Source organism: Gemmatimonadales bacterium, assembly GCA_019637315.1.
Classification (GTDB): Bacteria; Gemmatimonadota; Gemmatimonadetes; order Gemmatimonadales; family GWC2-71-9; genus SHZU01.
The window spans coordinates 245,194-261,519 of record JAHBVU010000005.1; the positions used below are offsets into that span (position 1 = coordinate 245,194).

Here is a 16,326-nt window from a genome sequence, read left to right on the forward strand (position 1 = left end):
AGCACCTGTCACCCTGAGGGAGGAATGAACCATGGCCAAGACGGTGTCATCGCAGCGAGTCACCAGCCCGAAGGGCCGGCGCAAGGCGCCGCTTGCTACACCCACCGATTTGAGCGAGGCTGCGACCAGAGACATTAGTGGGGCGCTCAATCGGCTGCTGGCCGACATCTTCGCGCTCTACGTGAAGGTCAAGAACTACCACTGGCACATGAGCGGGCCATCGTTCCGCGACTATCATGAGCTGCTCGATGAGCACGCCGCGGAGCTGCTCGCGATAATCGACCCGATGGCTGAACGCGTCCGCAAGCTGGGCGGCGACACGCTCAAATCAGTGGGCCAGATAGCTCGGATGCAGCGGATTCTCGATAACGATGCCGACTATGTCGCACCGCACGAGATGCTCGCTGAACTGTGCGAGGATAACAGGGCACTGACCGCGCGAATGCGGGAAGCCCACGACATCTGCGACGAGTATGGCGATCTCGCGGGGGCGAGTCTGCTCGAGAACTGGATCGATGAGGCAGAGAAGCGCGTCTGGTTCCTGTTCGAGATCACTCGGCGCAGGTGAAGTCCGTCCGGCCGTGCCAGGCTCCGCAGGTTCCCTCAGCTGCGGAGCCTCGGCGTGCTACCGGGGGTCGCGCTTGAGCGCGGCGTAGTAGGACAGCGCGAACAGATTGGGTGCCATGGCCGAAACCCAGCCGCTCAGGGCGCCATCGTGGAGTCGGAGGTCGAGCATCACGTTGTGGGGCACCCGTGACGCATCAGGGGTGGGCACCGTGGCGTCGAAGGTGCCGGTCAGCCGGCCGTTCTGCAGTCGGACCCGCTCGACCTCCGCTGCGGTACCCGCTCCGATGGACGCACGGGTGACACCGTCGGCCCCGAGTGTGACACTGAGCGGAATGCTGCCCTGCCAAGTCGTGATGGTGCCGCTCCACCGACCCGTCAGCTCCGCACCTGGCGTGAATCGGGGTGTCGCCGTCGAGTCCGCTCGGGCTGCCCGAAGCCGTTCGGCGTAGCGCGGCATCATCGCCGCCGCGACTTCGGAGGCAAGCCGGGCAGCCGTACTGCCTTCCGCGGCATTGATCAACACGACCACCACGGTCTTGGACTCCGGATAAATCCGAAGCGAGGTGGCCACGCCGGGCATACCACCTGAATGCCCTTGGGCGAGGTAGCCATAGTCGTCCTCAAAGGTTTGCCAACCCACGCCGTACCCAACACGCTCGGCGCGACGAGAGGTCGGGCGCAGCATTTCTTCGCGGGCCTCCGTCGTGAGAATCTGCCGCTGGCCCGGCGCCGTGATGCCAAGGTGATAGATGCCATAGCGGGCCAGGTCGCGGGCACTGGCGTACACGGCCGAGGCGCCCCGATGGTCGAAATCGTACCAGGGAATCGGATTCTGATCGGCGTCATAGCGGGTGGCGACCGAATCGCCGGTAATCGGAGCAGTGACCACTGCCATGCGGGTCAGGCCGAGGGGGGTGAACACCTCGTCGCGCAGGAAGGCGTCGTACGACCTTCCCGAGACTCGCTCGATGATTCGCTCGAGCACGCCGTAGCCGAGGTTCGAATAGGTGAACTGGGTGCCCGGAGGCGCAGCGAGAAAGCCATAGCGACGGATCGCCTCGTCCATGGTTGGGCGTGCCGGTGACCGGTCGTGGTAGAAGAACTGGTAGTGCAGCGGCAGCCCTGAAGTGTGCTCGGCCACTCGGCGTACTGTCGCGTCGACCGTGCGTCCTTCGCGCGCTGTCAGCGGGGCGTCTTTGAGGTAATCGTTGGCGGGCGCGTCGAGGTTGACCTTGCCCTGCTGCACCAGCACCATCAGTCCTGTGCCGGTTACTGGTTTCGAGATTGATGCCAGCGAATACATCGTCGTGGGCGTTGCCGCGACCTTGCGCTCTCGATCGGCCCAGCCGAATCCTTCCTCCCAGACGATCTTGCCGTCACGAGCCGCGGCAATTGCCACCGAAGGAATCTTGCGTTCGGCCATGACTCGGCGCACCGATGCGCGGACCGAGTCGAACGGGTCCGGTCGAGGCTGGATCGGCGCGGCGGAAGCGGTCGAGGCGCTCGCAGCAACGATGGCGCCGAATCCGATCAGGCGACGAAGGGACGTGATCATTGGCAGGACTCCGCGGTCAGGGCGATGGGGCGGACGATACCCTAGAGGCGGGATGCGTGACAAGTCGCAGACGAGGGCAGGTCTATCCCGACGCCCCTGTGGCGGCTGCCTCATCGCGGGGAAGGATCAGCAGAATCCGAAGATCGATTAGTCCATGAACCACGATCGGTATCCAGATGCTGCCGGTCACGATGAAGAGTGCAGTGAAGACAAGGCGCGGAGTCGGCGCGTCTCGATCCGATCCCAGATCGGAAAGATCACGATCAGAAACAATGCGACGATGTGGTGGACGGTATCCGTCATGGCTGCCCTCACGTTACGGCCACCGCGGTGGTTCAGCAAGGCGATCGTTGCCCACTCGCGATCGGATGACGGCCAGTTATTATCCGATGCAGTCTGTCGGCACGTGCGTTCACGTCCCGGCACCCGCCGCATCCTCTGAATCGGATCCTGACATGCGAACTCCTCTTCTGCTGCTCCTGGCCCCGCTCGTGGCATGTGCTCCATCGTCCCCGTCCTCGTCGGGGTCGTCTGGTGCTCCGTGGAACCTCGAGACCGTTCGGGCTGACACGACCGACGGCATCAGGATCCTGGTGCTGCACGACATGGAAGGCCTCTCGGGCCAGACCGATCCCGGATCGTTCCGTTTCGGGCATCCGCTCTACCCGACGGGTCAGGAGATGCTGGCTGCCGATGTCAACGCCGTTGTCGCCGGACTCTATGCGGGCGGGGCAACCGAAGTGTTCGTGGTCGACGGCCATGGCAGTGGCAACGCCGATCCGGATCTCCGGCGCGATCTGCTCGACCCGAGAGTCCAGCAGATCATGAAGGATGCGCCGTTCGACGCGTACTTCGACCTGGTGACGCCCAAGGCATACGATGCCGTTGCCGTCGTCGGGATGCACTCCAAGACGGGCAGCCGCGGCTTTGCGGCGCATACCTTCACGTTAGGCATCGGGATCCTGATCAACGGACAGCCGATTACCGAGACGGAGCTCGTTGCTCTGTCGTGGGGTCGGCAGGGCATTCCGGTGATCTTTGCCTCCGGCGATGACCGCCTGGCAGACGATCTCAAGACCATGCCGTGGATCGAGTACGTCACCGTCAAGACGGCCACCGCCGCCGACAGCGCCGACCCTCGCCCCGTTGAAGAGGCTCGGGCCGACCTGACCGCGCATGCCCAGAAGGCGGTCGAGAATCTCAGGGTGGGGAAGGCGCAGGCCATGCGAGTCCCCGGGAAGCTTCGTGCTGGCCTCAAGGCGGTTCCACCCGCGAGCCTCGCGATGTTCGACGGGATTCCCGGTATCCCGTACTCCGACAGCACCTTGTTCTTCGAAGCAGACTCGCTCCGCCATGCCTACGATATCCTGGTCCAGCTGATCGGTGTCGCAACCAGCGGTTCTACCGCACCGCTGACGCGCGCACTCGCCGCCGACTCTGCCGGCGCGCGTCTGCTCCGCGACCACAACGTCAGGCGCCGACTCACCTGGTTCGACTACGAATCGGGACGGTGGCAGCCAACGCCGCCGCCTCCCGGCATTACCGAAGTACGACGGGGCCACGGGTACCGCTGAACTCGTTGCTCTGCCTGGCAAGTGACTGTCGCCATCGACCGGTCGGTCGCCGCCATGGCTGACTCTCCCGATCCGATCGCGTTGCTGCGCGATCTGATCCGGATCGACTCGGTCAATCCGGATCTGGTGCCGGGAGCAGCCGGAGAGTCCGGGATGGCGGCGTGGTGCGGGGAGTGGCTGACCCGCCATGGATTCGAGGTGCACTGGCTCGAGGGCCGTCCCGGGCGCCCCTCGGTCGTTGGGATTCGACGAGGTACCGGTGGCGGTCGTTCGCTGCTGCTCAACGGTCATACCGATACGGTTTCGGTAGCCGGCTATGATGGCGATCCCTTCGATCCGGTCGAGCGCGATGGCCGGCTCTATGGCCGCGGCGCGTTCGATATGAAAAGCGGCCTGGCTGCCGCGATGGTCGCTGCGGCGCGCGCTGCCAGCTCACCGCTGGCCGGCGACGTCATGGTCGCCTGCGTGGCTGACGAAGAGTTTGGCAGCATCGGTACCGAAGAGGTCGTGGCCCGTTTCTCGGCCGATGCGGCAATCGTCGCGGAGCCAACTCAGCTTGGTGTGACAGTGGCCCATCGTGGCTTTGCCTGGTTCGAGGTCGTGCTGAGCGGTCGTGCCGCCCATGGTTCGATGCCGGAGCAGGGCATCGATACCATCGCGCACGCCACCCGAGTCCTGGCGGCCATCGAGGCGCTGCGAACGCGCCTGCAGGCGGCTCCACGTCACCCGCTCCTGGGGCACAGTGCGGTTCGGGTCTCGATGATTCGCGGCGGTGAGGATGCCGCCACGGTTGCTGCGGAATGCCGGCTGACTCTCGAGCGGCGTATGCTTCCGGGCGAGACGGTCGGGAGCGTCGAGGTGGAGCTGAGACGAGTGCTCGGCGAGCTCGCGGCTCAGGATGCCGAACTCCGCTGGACGCTGACACGGCTGGTGGGGCGGGATGCCTTCGAGGCGGATCCGGAGTGGCCCCTCGTGGCGACGGTGATGCGCCAGGCGCGGCGCGTGCTTGGTACGGACCCGGTCGTGCGCGGTGATCCGTACTGGACCGACGCAGGTCTCACCCACGGTGCCGGAATGCAGAGCCTGCTCGTCGGTGTCATCGGGGGCGGCGCGCACGCGGCAACCGAGTGGGTGGATATTGCGTCGGTGTACCGGCTGACGGACCTCCTGTCGGGGGTCATCGCCGAGTACTGCGGGTGACCGTCGCCGTCCGCTGAGGCTACGATGGAAGCGTTGCTCGGGTCCGAAGTTGCCCAGCTCTGGGCTCTGTTCGCGGCCAGCTTCCTGGCGGCCACACTCCTGCCTGGCGGGTCCGAACCCGCCTTGTTCGCTCTGCTCCGGTTCAATCCCGAGATTCTCTGGCCCGCGCTGGCGGTTGCAACCGTCGGCAACACGCTTGGCGGATTGACGTCCTATGCGATAGGTCGGCTTCTGCCGGAGCGGACGACGCGGCGGGAAGTCGAGTGGGCCAAGCGGCACGGGGCGCCTGTCCTGCTGTTTGCCTGGGCGCCGATCGTCGGTGACGCGCTCTGTGTTGCTGCGGGATGGCTTCGACTGCCGCTGCTGAGTTCGACGCTCTACATGGGGGTCGGCAAGTTTGCTCGCTATTGGATCATTGCGCAGGCAGCAGTCTGAGGCGACGGGGCGGTGACTCACCGCCCCGGTTGAAACCTACCGTTGTCCGGCTTGCCCCTTGCCCAGTTCGGGAGCCAGTCGCGTTACCATTGCCACGAAGTCCATGAACCCGTCAGTGGCCTGATTGTAGCGATCCGAGCTGCGGATTTGCCGCACGGCGACCACCCGCTGGCTCGGTACCACGACGATATACTGGCCGAGGTATCCATCCGCGTAGAAGGCGGCGGGCGTTCCGATCGTCCAGTCGAGGATCGAAGTACTCCAGTCGGCTCCAAGGCCCGATACGAGCACCGAGTCGGCGGCAGGCGGCGGGCCTCCGATCAGGTTCCAGATCGCCAGGCGCGCCTCGGTCCGGGAACCGTACTCTTTGCCTGACAGCGGGGCGAGCTTCCGGAGCACGGCCTGCCGGTCCGGAGAGTCGCTGCGGCTTGCTGCCGGCAGCTTGATGCGCACACTCTGAGTGTCCGGCTGAATCCACCAGAGCAAACCGACCAGCCGATAGTGCTCCTGGCTCTGGGTCAGCATGGCGTCGACGTAATCCGCCGGAATCAGCTGCTTGCCATCCCAACGGCCGCGGTCGAGCACCAGTCGCCCCAGCTTGGCGGCGTCTCGTGCCTTGAGCTGGAGTCCCGCCATTCCATGCGGCTTGCCGCTGCGGTCGAAATACCACTGATACTCGGAGATGCCCAGGGGCTGAAACAGCTTCTCGACCATGTACAGATCCATCCGCTGTCCGCTGGCCTTCTCGATCACGCCGGCCAGCAGATTGGTCGCCTTGTTGTTGTATGCGAACTTGGCTCCGGGTGGGTCGGTCAGTTCCGCGGCAAGCGCCAGCTGGATCCCGTCCGGCGCCGGGTAGATTTCGGCGCCGGCGTTGGGAATGTTCTGCAGACCCGACGTGTGATTGAGCAGGTGCTTGATCGTGACCGCCTGCTTCCTGCCTTGCTTCCATTCAGGAAAGAGCGTGTGCACCGGCTGGTCGATCGAGCTCAGCTTGCCTTCTTCGAGCAGGCGACCGATGGCAAGGGCCACCACCGACTTGGCGGCGGACATCAGTTCGATGGTTCGAGGCTCGCCGGAAAAGGTGGTGTCGATCAGTTCGACGCCGTCCTTCCAGAGGTAGAGTGCATCGGTGTGCGAAGCCTTGGCGGCTTCGACGATTCGCGTCACCGCAGGCGACTGAGCCGATCCAGTCGTGGTAACGCCCAAGCCGAGGCAAAGGAGAGCGATGGATCCGTGAGAGGGTCGCATAATCCGGAAGTTAGTGGTTGGGGCCAATCTACATTAGACACCGCCCCGGGGCATAGCGTTGGAAACGGACGGTGGCCTTGGCCGTGCAGGTCTGGCCTCACCGGAGCGCATTCGGGCTCGAACGGTGTCCCTGGCATCGCGATATTCGATGGTCGTCAGATTATCCCTGCCGAGCGTTTGCTCAGCTAGCTGGGCTGCCAGGTCGAGCTGTTCGACGGCGGCTGGCAGCGCTCCGGCGCGTGCCAGCGCCTGGCCGTAGGCGCCACGTGCGTAGGCAACCTGGTAGTGGCTCGTTCCCAGCAGTTTCTCGCGAAGCGCGATACATTCCTGGAACAGCCGAAGCGCCTCATCATGACTGGTGCCAAGCCGGCTCAGTTCTCGAGCGAGGTTGAACAGACTGAACGAGACGTCGATGTGGTCTGGGCCAAAGACCCGGCGTCGCGATTCCAGCAAGCGGCGATGGATGGCGATGGCCGAATCGGCGTGTCCGATCTGTCTCAGGCCCAGTGCAAGAGATTCGTAGAGATTGAACAATACCGGATCATCTCCATCCGTCGCTCGCTCTGCAGTGGCCACCGCCTCGCGGAACAGGGCGACAGACTCCTCGCCCTTCCCCTGGTCTCCGGTGAGGCTGCCGAGGTGGCGGAGGATCTCGGCCGCGGCCAGATGGTCTACTTGCTTGGCCTGGCGGAGGAGGGCCAAGGCCCGGTCAAAGTGCCGCCTTGCAACTCCGGAGGTGTCCTCAGGATCGAATGATACGCTAACCATGCCAATCCGCTGGTAGACCGGAGCGAGTTCCGGGGCATTCGGCCCGAGTTCGCCCTCGCGGAGGGCCGCCACCTGGCGCATCAGGCCCAGGCCCTCCTCGAGGCGGCCCATGGTAAGCCAGATGCGAGCCTGCCACTCGACGGCCTCGGCGATGCGCAGCGAGTCGGCTGGTACCGCCTGGCGACGGCCTTCCACCGCTCGGCCCAGGATGGTGTCCGCCGTTGCAAGCATGCCCACGAAGGCGTAGGCGCGTCCGATTGCCAGTTCCATGTCCGACCGTGCGCTGGGGTCGTCCGCCAGATCGCGGCGGACCCGGTTTGCGGCGTTGTCGAGTAGCTCGCGTGCGGTCACCGTGCGGCCGCGTGTCTCGCTCGGGTTGGAGGCTCGGAATACACTCATCAGAAACTCGGTGATGCGATTGGCGCGCGCTTGCTCCGCTCGAGCCGCGGCGAGGGCATCACCGCGGCGACTCGATTCGCGAGCGGTCAAGGCGGTAGCACCGATCAGTGTGATGACAATCGCAGCGGCCGCACCGACGCCGATCCGGTTACGGCTCACGAAGCGCTGGATCCGATAGCCGGCGGTGTCAGGTCGTGCGAGCACCGGCCATCCACCGAGGAAGCGCGTCACGTCCTCGCCCATCTGCCCGGCGGAGGCATAGCGGCGATCCGGCTCCTTCCGGAGTGCCTTCATGACGATCTGGTCCAGGTCGCCGGCAACGGGCCGCACGGTGCTGGGCGGTCGCGGAGGCGTTTCGCAAACCGCGCGGGGCAGGTCTGCGGCGGCCACGTCGCGGAACGGGCGCGTTCCCGTCAGCAGCTCGTACAACAGCACGCCGAGTGCATATACGTCGGTCGCGGTCGTGACCTGGTTGCCGAGGAACTGCTCCGGAGCGGCGTGCTCGGGCGTAAGCAGGAGAAGGTCGCCGGTAGTCGAGTCGGTGGCCCCAGTGTCCAGCAGCTTGGCAATACCGAAATCGAGCAGTCTGGGTTGCCCTTCGTCGGTCACCAGAATGTTCGACGGCTTGAGGTCGCGGTGCACGATCAGGTTCGCGTGGGCGAACTGGACCGCATCACAGACTTTGACAAAGAGGCGGAGCCGTTCGACCACGGGCAGGGCGTGGGTATCGGCCCATCGCGTGATCGGCTGACCTTTGACGTACTGCATCGCGAGGTAGGGCTGGCCGCCCGGGGTAATGCCACCATCGAGCAGGGTGGCAATACCGGGGTGTTCCAGGCGGGCCATGATCCGCCGTTCCTGCAGGAACCGGCTCACCATTGCCGCCGTTGTCCGCTCCGGCCGGACCACCTTGATGGCGGCCTCCTGGTGGTACTGACCATCTGCCCGCACGGCCCGGAAGACCTCACCCATGCCGCCGCGCCCGACCAGCGCCTCGAGCCGCCAGGGGCCGATCTGCGACCCGACCGTCAGGGCGGGGGCACTTCGACTCGAGGGCAGGAGATCGAGAAGATCGTCCCCGCCCGCCCCGGATTCGTGGGCAGCAAGCATGGCCTCCAGTTCTAGGCGCAATTGCCCGTTGCCCTCACATGCGGCGTCGAGATAGTTGGCCCGATCGGCCGCTGGCAGCTCGACCGCCTTGAGAAACAGCTCGCCCAGTTGTTCCCAGGTTCCCGATTGCATTGGCGTCTCGCGGGTGTAAACGGTCGGAGCCGAGAATCTACCGCCATCTTGCAGAGGCGTCAGTCGCCGGCTAATCTGGTCATTGGGCCCGATGACCGAGTCCTCATCCCTTTCCGTAACGACCTGTCTGCTCCGACTGCGCGACGGCGATGCCGGGGCGCTCGATCAGTTGCTGCCGCTCGTTTATGACGAGCTCCGCGCCTTGGCTGGCGCTCAGCTTCGGAACGAGCGCACCGGGCATACGCTCGGTGCGACAGCCCTGGTGCACGAAGCCTATCTTCGGCTCGCCGAGCGGGACCGCCTCGCCGCCAAGGATCGCAGTCACTTCTTTGCCCTGGCCGCACAGTCGATGCGACGGGTCTTGATTGATCATGCCCGCTCCCGGAAGCGGCAGAAGCGCGGGCGGGGGAAGGACGCGCTTCCGCTCGAGGCAGTCGAGCATCTGGTCGGCGAGCAGGCGGCGGATGAGCTTATTGCGCTCGACGAGGCGCTGACGCGATTGGCCGCAGTGAGCCCCCGGGCCGCAACGGTCGTGGAGCGGCGCTTCTTTGCCGGCCTCACTCTGGAGGAAACGGCCGAGACCCTCGACCTGTCGCTCAAGACCGTTCAGCGGGACTGGATCGTGGCCCGGGCCTGGCTTCGGAAGGAGATCGGAGACGCCACCGGACTGCAGGATTGATCGGCTAGTCCAGGCCTTGTCCACTTTGCCCGGCCGGTGTCGCCGTGAGAGCAACCCTCACATTGCGAGCCGGCCATGTCTTCCCCGCGTTTCCGGGCAATTCCGCTCGTCCTGTTGCTTGCCGCCGCCTGTGCGGACCAGGAGCTGACCTTCCCCGATCGTCCCCCAACCGGCGGCCAACCTGGCTCAGGCACCAATGTTCCCGGCTTCTACTGGCTGCCGCCCATGGTCAAAGCTCCCGCCGGGTTCACCGGGTCGTTCGACCCTGGGCGGCACCCCGTGGCTCGAGTCGTTTGCGTCAAGGCAACCGGCACTGGCTGTCCCGTTCTCGCGACCTTCGATGCGAGCACGGCTCCGCCGGGTCGACTGACGGTCGACCTCAAAGAGGAAAGCTATTCTGCCGTGTGGCTGGCCACCGGAGGGTTGCTGTCGGGCTCCGGGCGCTATCGCCTGATCGTCGAGGAGAACGGTACACTGCTGGGTATGGCCGCCCTCCGTGTGGTCGGAACCCAAGCCGATGTCAGGACCGTTCCGGCCGACGAGATAGCTCTGGTGCGCGGGAAGCCCTTCGTGATCAAGTTCCGGTTGGAGAAGGAGGATGACACCGATCCCGACCCGGAACCGGTTGCCGATCCACTGCCGGTGCCGCCAGATACCCCCATCCGGCTGGCCATTCCCGATCTCCGATTCGTACCCGAGCCGGGTGACTACACCGATGATCATCCCGAGGCGCCGGGCCTGCTCTTCTCGCCGAGCGTGTTGACCCTGTCGCTGGAGGCCTCGGCGACTGCGGGCCAGGTGAACCAGCTGCTCCGCCCCCTCGGCGTCCGGGTGGTTGGTGGTGCGCCTTTCCCGGCCGGAACTCCCTCCGGCGGTTTCCTGATTGTGCGGTTGCCTACCGCCACTCACGCGGCAATGGAGAGCGCACTCGCGATCCTCCGGGCCAGTCCGTTGGTACGGGCTGCCGTCCAGAACCACCCCGTCAATGTCGGCTCGCTGCCGACCCGATCGGCCGTGCCCGGTCTCTGGACCTGGGAAACAGTGCCCGGAACCGGAAACTGGGCTTTTGAGGTGGCGCGGTTACCGCAGATGTGGCATCTGAACCAGCGGGTGGCGGCCACTGGTCGCCGCCCGACCGTCCTGGTTGCTGATCGGACCTTCTGGCCCAGCCATGAGGACGTGACGTATGAGTCGCTGCTGACTCCTGACTCGATGATCGTTCGGCCTGGGTTGCCCAACGGCGACTACCACGGAACCATGGTGGCATCCGTGATGGGGGCGACCTGGGGCAACGGGCGCGGTCAAGACGGCGCCAATCCGTTCGTGCGGATGGCCGCGATGAATATCCAAACGGATGGCACGGAGGTCATGGTCCAGCTCAAAAACGTCCTGATGGCCGACCTGACGATCCGGGTGCTCAACCAAAGTTGGGGTCTGCGCTGGAGAACAACAACCGGGGGGTTGGTTGGTACCGCTGCCTTTCGAACCGCGACCGCGGACCAGGCAGGTCAGCAGTATTACGACATGCTGACCGCCCTGGTCGCTGCGGGTCGACCGCTGCCGCACATTATTGCATCGGCGGGCAACGACGGGCTCGATGCCCGGTTCAACGGCTATGCCCAGAACGCCGCAGTTCGTCTGCGTGCTGCACCGATCACGGTTGTCGAAGCCATGGCACAGACCGGTCCAGCGGGGGCGCTCGGGGACGCTGGCTTCTCGAACAGGGGAGGGCATGTCTCCGCAGGCGGCGCCCGAGTTCAGGTTGCCGGCGGGTCGAACAGCTATTCGCTTGCAGATGGAACCTCATTTGCGGCCCCGCTCGTCACCGGTGTCGTCAGTTTCCTGACCGCCCTCGATTCGACCATTCCGTTGCCCACCATGACGACGAATCCGATGCGGGATCTGCTGATCGCCTCGGGGCGTGAGGTGGCGACCGTGCGGGTTCCTGTCGTAGACGGGTTTGCCGCGCTGCTGGCGCTCGATCAGCGGAGCGGGAACGAGGCCTTTGCCCGAGAGCTGGCCGATCTCGATGACGGCACTGCCGACGGCAACGAACGGGTGCGTGCCGACGGCACCGTCGACACAACGACGGCAGCTGCGCGTGATGGCCGCGTCGATATGCGCGACTTCCGCCGTTTCCGTGACTGGTACCTGCAGGTCACCGGCAACGGACAGCACCTGAACGGGGCAGCTGATCATCCCAAGAAGGATCTCAACGGTGACGGTATCGTCGGAACCGCCCTGGTCGAAAACGTCTATCCTCGCGGCGATCTGAACGGTGATGGCGTCCTCGACAATACGCCCCGACCGTTCGGCAAGGGCGGTCCGATGCGCACCGACCTTCAGGTGTTGTCGCACTTTTTTTCGGACCCTGACTACGACGCGGCTGACTTGCCGAACTTGCTCGAAAGCGGCGACATCCATATCGACCCGTCGTCCTGCTCGGAAGGTGCGGTCAGCGTGACAACGGTGGTGGAAGTGGATGGGATCGGTGAAGTCCGCCGAGTGACGCATGCCACACCCTCGGCGGTTGCGGTGGCGACCGTCGTCGGGCTGGGGACCTCGACACCATACAACGTCACCGTCTTCGGCGTCGACGGGAGCGGCAGGGAGGTGTTCCGGGAATCGGATCAGGGGATAGTGGTCGAGCGTGGGTCCGATCACCGTTTCCGACCCAGCTGCGAGTGCCCCGAGCCGACTGCACCGCGTCCGGCAGGAATGCTCCTTGGACCATCGGACTGCGCCACGCTCTCCATCACACCGTCGTCTACCAGGATGGTGCCAGGGGATACCCGCAGGTTCCTGGCGAGTGTCTGGGGTGCTGAGAATGCTGCGGTCACCTGGACCGCAAGCCGGGGAACCATCTCGGGAACTGGCCGGTTTACCGCTCCAAGCACCGTGGGACCGGTGACCATCGTGGCGACACTGGTGGAGGATCCTGCCGTGCGGGCCGAAGCGCAGGTGTCGGTGGAATTCGCCAACGGCGGTGGAGCGCTGCTGCAGGTCAGTCCCGCCGTTGCCGCGGTCGGATACGGACAGAACCGTGCCTTCTCGGTGATCGGTGGCAGCGGATCCTCTATCTGGAGTACGGATCGCGAGGCCGGGACGATCTCGGGCGGTCTCTTCACAGCCGGCCAGACCGAAGGTGAGTTTGGTGTCTATGTCACTAGTGCGAACGGTGGCGGCATGGCCAAAGTCATCGTGGATCGGTATGCCGGCGTCTATGAGGGCGCGGTCGTGCGCAACACTGTGTCGTCGAACCGAACCTGGAGTATTGCGCGCTATTCGGTACCTCCGCAGGATCAACGTTGCCGGGACGCAGATCTCGACTGCTACTTTACCGGAGGCTGGGACTTCGGACAGTTCGGGGAGCTGCTCGCGTGCTACTTCCAGGTCAATCGGAGCAACGGCAACATGGTCGGGGGATACTGCGATTATTCGACCCGAGACCGCCCATTGTCACTCGAGGGCAACATCGGGGGCAGGTCAGTAGGGGCGACCATTCGCAGTGTGGAGGGTGACCTGGTGATCACCGTCGGCATGACCAAGCGCTAGCGCTCGGAACGGCCGAATAGCGTCGGGCCCGGGCTGAATGTTCAGCTCGGGCCCGATCTCTTGCGATGGCGCTCACCGTGCGCGGAAGCCCTTATGGCCCGGGGGCCCTCGCCAGCTCGGCCTCGAACCAGGCCGATGCCTCCGCACCGGCAACTCGCTGCAGATGATCGATCAGGCTGCGAGTCCGCCCAATGCCGCTTGCCATGTACCCGTCAATGAACTGGTCGAAGGACCCCTGGCCGATGCGCCGCTCGAGCAGGGCCAGGAGATAGGGGCCGCGCCGGTAAGCTACTGCGTACGGCTGGCGCATCTGGGTTGCAGGAGTCCAGACGGGGCCGGCGTTCCGCCCGCCAATCTCCCATATCGTCAGCCGGCGATCGAACGCCGCCTGGCCGATCCGATCCCTGAGGTACAGGGCAGCGGCGTACTCGGCGAATGTCTCGATCAGCCAATAGTCGGGTGACATCGCGCCGGAAAATCGGGTCCAGTAGTGGGCCACTTCGTGACACAGGAAATTGTGAAGCGACTCGGTACTGTCGGGATTGACCTCACTCAGCACGATATAGTTCTTGCGCGCGTAGCCCGGACCAGGCCGATCAGCGAGAACGATCCGACCGCCGGGAAATCGGTCCTGCGCTCCAAACCGTCCGTCCAGATAGCCCGCGCAGTTCTCGGCGGCGACGAGCACGGCCCGCGCTGTACGCTCACCAGCCTTGTTGTACAGAATGGTGAACTGCCGTCCCGGCAGCTCTCGAAATCCTGGAGTCGCCGTGAACGCCACATCGACCTGCGGAACCTGCAACCGCACGACCACGGCGCCGTCGGCGTGATCGACCGTTCCCCCCGACGCGACCTGCCAACCTGCCGGAACCCTGGTTCGCAGTACACCGACGAGTTCGTGGTCGATCCTGGCCGGAATCGGAAACCATTGCGAATCGAGGTTGAGCTCGATCCGGTGCGGCAGAATGGCGTTGATGCCGTCGCCTGGGAGTTCGGGCTTGCCGGCGTAACTGATCGTAATGGTACGGTCGGCCCCTGCAGGGACCGGCCCATCCAATAATACAGACACCAGCTGCCAGGCAGGCGAAAAGTCAGAACCGCCAATCTGATGCGATCGAACTGCTGCTCCAACGACGCTCCGGACCGTGAGCCCTCGGTTGAGCAGCAGCCGAATCGTGTCGCCAACAGCCGCGCTGGAAGGCAAACGCAGCGTGACCTCGGCATTCAGACCGCCCGCCTCGAGGTCGAAGCCGACGGTGGCATCATATCGGACCAGTCCGTCGACCGGCCGAGGCAGGGTCGAGGGGTCCGACGCCTGGCTGGCGCAGCCCAGGGCGGAGGCAAGCAGCAGGATGATGCCGGGTCGCACCATGATCCTGCGGGCTACTTCATCGGTTGCAGGTGAACCGCCGTGTCGGTGTACTGCTCGAACGACACAGCCTTGCCGTCTACGAATTTCCAAACATGCGCAAACGGCGCCCGAAAGCTCTTGCCGGTGGCTTTGTAGGTGGCCGAGTACTCGCCGAGTGCCACGACCGTGTTGCCTTGCGCCACGAACTCGGCCGGTACCGCGCTGAAGCCGTCCCACTCGGTCCCAAGCTTCATGAACACATCGTTGAGCACCGCGTTCGGCCCAATCGAGACGCCGCCATAGGGTCCGCCCGCCGCTTCGGTCCATCGGATATCGGGGGCGAGAACGCCAAGGACTGCCGGGATATCGCCGCGCGCGAATGAGGCATAGACGCTCTGTACCGTTGCGAGAGCCGTACTCATCGGGACTCCAGATTCATTCGGAGATGGGGGTGGGTGCCTGGGGCTCGGCTGGTGGGGGGCCGCCGAGTGCCGGGTAAGGTTGGTGCCTCTGCCGCGCCTTGTCAAACGGTTCAGCCGTTCCGATAGCCCCTGGCCGGTCGTAAGGTTTTGCCGGCGGCGGGGACTAACTCGTGCAGATGAACCCGCCCCGCGTCCGGGGTTCGCGAAGGCTCGAGCACAACGAGGCTGTCATGACGATCCGATTCAGTGCGGTCCTGATCTTCCTGGCATCTGCCTGTGCGCAGCCGTCGGTCGTCGTGCAGAACGTGACGGTAATCGACGGTTCCGGTGGCGACGCCAAACCGGGTCAGAGCGTCCTGATCCGGGACGGGCGCATCGAAAGCATCGAACCGGCCGCTTCCTTCCGAGTGCCGAGGGGTGCCGAGATCATCGATGGCACCGGGCGCTGGCTGATGCCTGGCTTGATCGACATGCACGCGCATGTCGTGCTTGGTCCGGCGCAGATCGGGGCCAGTGGCGGCTCGATGGACGTTACCGATACCACGGTGGCCTCGTGGTCGCTGCGTACCTTGCTGGCGTTTGGGGTCACAACCATTCGCGATCCCGGTGGCGTTGCCAGTCTTGCCGTGGCGGTGCGGGACAGTGTTGCTCGCGGGGTACTGCTCGGCCCGCGAATCCTGACCGCAGGCGACGTCATCGATCGCACCGACTTTCCCGGGTTGGTGGAACAGGTTCGCACCCCCGATGATGTTCGCGCCGCCGTTCGGCGACAGGCTGGTCTTGGCGTCGACTACATCAAGCTATACACGTCGCTCGATTCGGCCTCGGTGGCGGCAGGCATCGATGAGGCGCATCGGGCCGGAAAGAAGGTCATCGGCCATCTCTTTGCGACGAGCTGGACCGAGGCCGCCGGTATGGGCATCGACTACCTCGTCCACTCGTTTCCCCTGTCACCCAAACTGCTGACGCCAGAGCGACGTGCGGCCTGGCGAGCGTCGATGGTACGCAACGCGGGGTTCATGTTTCAGTGGCACGAGTTCTATGAACCGGAATCGGCCGAAGCGGACTCGATGATCGAGGCCCTGGTGGCACGTCGGATACCTCACGATCCGACGCTCGCGATCTTCGAGGCGATTGCCTGGGGCGACAGTGCTCGCATCACGGATGGGCCAGACCTTGCCCATGCGCCTCCATCCATGCTGGAGAACTGGCGGACGGCCTTTACCCTGAGCACGGGTTTCACCCCGGCCGATTACGACCGGGCCCGTCGAACCTGGCCGCTGGTACGCCGCTTCGTGAAGCAGCTCCACGACCGGGGCGTCCTGCTG

Annotated in this window: 12 protein-coding genes; 7 read left to right on the top strand and 5 right to left on the bottom strand. The window is 65.0% G+C overall.

Annotated elements, in window-relative coordinates:
* Positions 1-31 precede the first annotated feature (31 nt).
* Positions 32-568 (top strand): DNA starvation/stationary phase protection protein, encoded by a 537-nt coding sequence (locus tag KF785_07020; protein MBX3146509.1) that lies wholly within the window; start codon positions 32-34, stop codon positions 566-568.
* Positions 569-625: 57 nt separating this feature from the next.
* Here KF785_07020 and KF785_07025 read toward each other — a convergent pair whose 3' ends face one another.
* Positions 626-2,122, bottom strand: a complete 1,497-nt coding sequence (locus tag KF785_07025) for a beta-lactamase family protein (protein MBX3146510.1) — start codon at positions 2,120-2,122, stop codon at positions 626-628.
* 455 nt (positions 2,123-2,577) lie between these two features.
* Between KF785_07025 and KF785_07030 the strand changes: the two genes are divergently transcribed.
* From KF785_07030 to KF785_07040, 3 genes are read left to right on the top strand one after another with little or no spacing between them, the layout of a single operon-like run.
* Positions 2,578-3,696 (top strand): M55 family metallopeptidase, encoded by a 1,119-nt coding sequence (locus tag KF785_07030; protein ID MBX3146511.1) that lies wholly within the window; start codon positions 2,578-2,580, stop codon positions 3,694-3,696.
* Between the two features lie 54 nt (positions 3,697-3,750).
* Entirely contained in the window at positions 3,751-4,896 is a 1,146-nt protein-coding gene (locus KF785_07035) for an ArgE/DapE family deacylase (protein ID MBX3146512.1), read from the top strand.
* A 24-nt stretch (positions 4,897-4,920) separates the two neighbouring features.
* Positions 4,921-5,331, top strand: coding sequence for a DedA family protein (locus tag KF785_07040; protein ID MBX3146513.1), 411 nt, complete (start codon positions 4,921-4,923; stop codon positions 5,329-5,331).
* A gap of 36 nt (positions 5,332-5,367) precedes the next feature.
* On the opposite strand, the gene KF785_07045 is transcribed toward KF785_07040, so the two are convergent.
* Together KF785_07045 and KF785_07050 are read right to left on the bottom strand one after the other, a co-directional pair.
* Positions 5,368-6,501: a serine hydrolase gene (locus KF785_07045; protein MBX3146514.1), complete on the bottom strand. Its 1,134-nt coding sequence runs from the start codon at positions 6,499-6,501 to the stop codon at positions 5,368-5,370.
* Between the two features lie 114 nt (positions 6,502-6,615).
* Complete coding sequence (locus KF785_07050) at positions 6,616-8,991, bottom strand: serine/threonine protein kinase (protein MBX3146515.1); 2,376 nt, start codon at positions 8,989-8,991, stop codon at positions 6,616-6,618.
* A gap of 91 nt (positions 8,992-9,082) precedes the next feature.
* Here KF785_07050 and KF785_07055 point away from each other — a divergent pair, with 91 nt between their 5' ends.
* Complete coding sequence (locus KF785_07055) at positions 9,083-9,670, top strand: sigma-70 family RNA polymerase sigma factor (GenBank protein MBX3146516.1); 588 nt, start codon at positions 9,083-9,085, stop codon at positions 9,668-9,670.
* Positions 9,671-9,745: 75 nt separating this feature from the next.
* Positions 9,746-13,225, top strand: a complete 3,480-nt coding sequence (locus KF785_07060; protein ID MBX3146517.1) for a S8 family serine peptidase — start codon at positions 9,746-9,748, stop codon at positions 13,223-13,225.
* A 91-nt stretch (positions 13,226-13,316) separates the two neighbouring features.
* Here the strand turns inward: KF785_07060 and KF785_07065 are convergent, their stop codons facing one another.
* Complete coding sequence (locus KF785_07065; protein MBX3146518.1) at positions 13,317-14,597, bottom strand: hypothetical protein; 1,281 nt, start codon at positions 14,595-14,597, stop codon at positions 13,317-13,319.
* A gap of 11 nt (positions 14,598-14,608) precedes the next feature.
* A complete protein-coding gene (locus KF785_07070; protein ID MBX3146519.1) occupies positions 14,609-14,998 on the bottom strand; it encodes a nuclear transport factor 2 family protein in 390 nt (129 codons plus the stop codon).
* A gap of 230 nt (positions 14,999-15,228) precedes the next feature.
* Between KF785_07070 and KF785_07075 the strand changes: the two genes are divergently transcribed.
* Positions 15,229-16,326, top strand: a 1,098-nt coding sequence (locus tag KF785_07075; protein MBX3146520.1) for an amidohydrolase family protein, incomplete at its 3' end; no start/stop codon positions are given.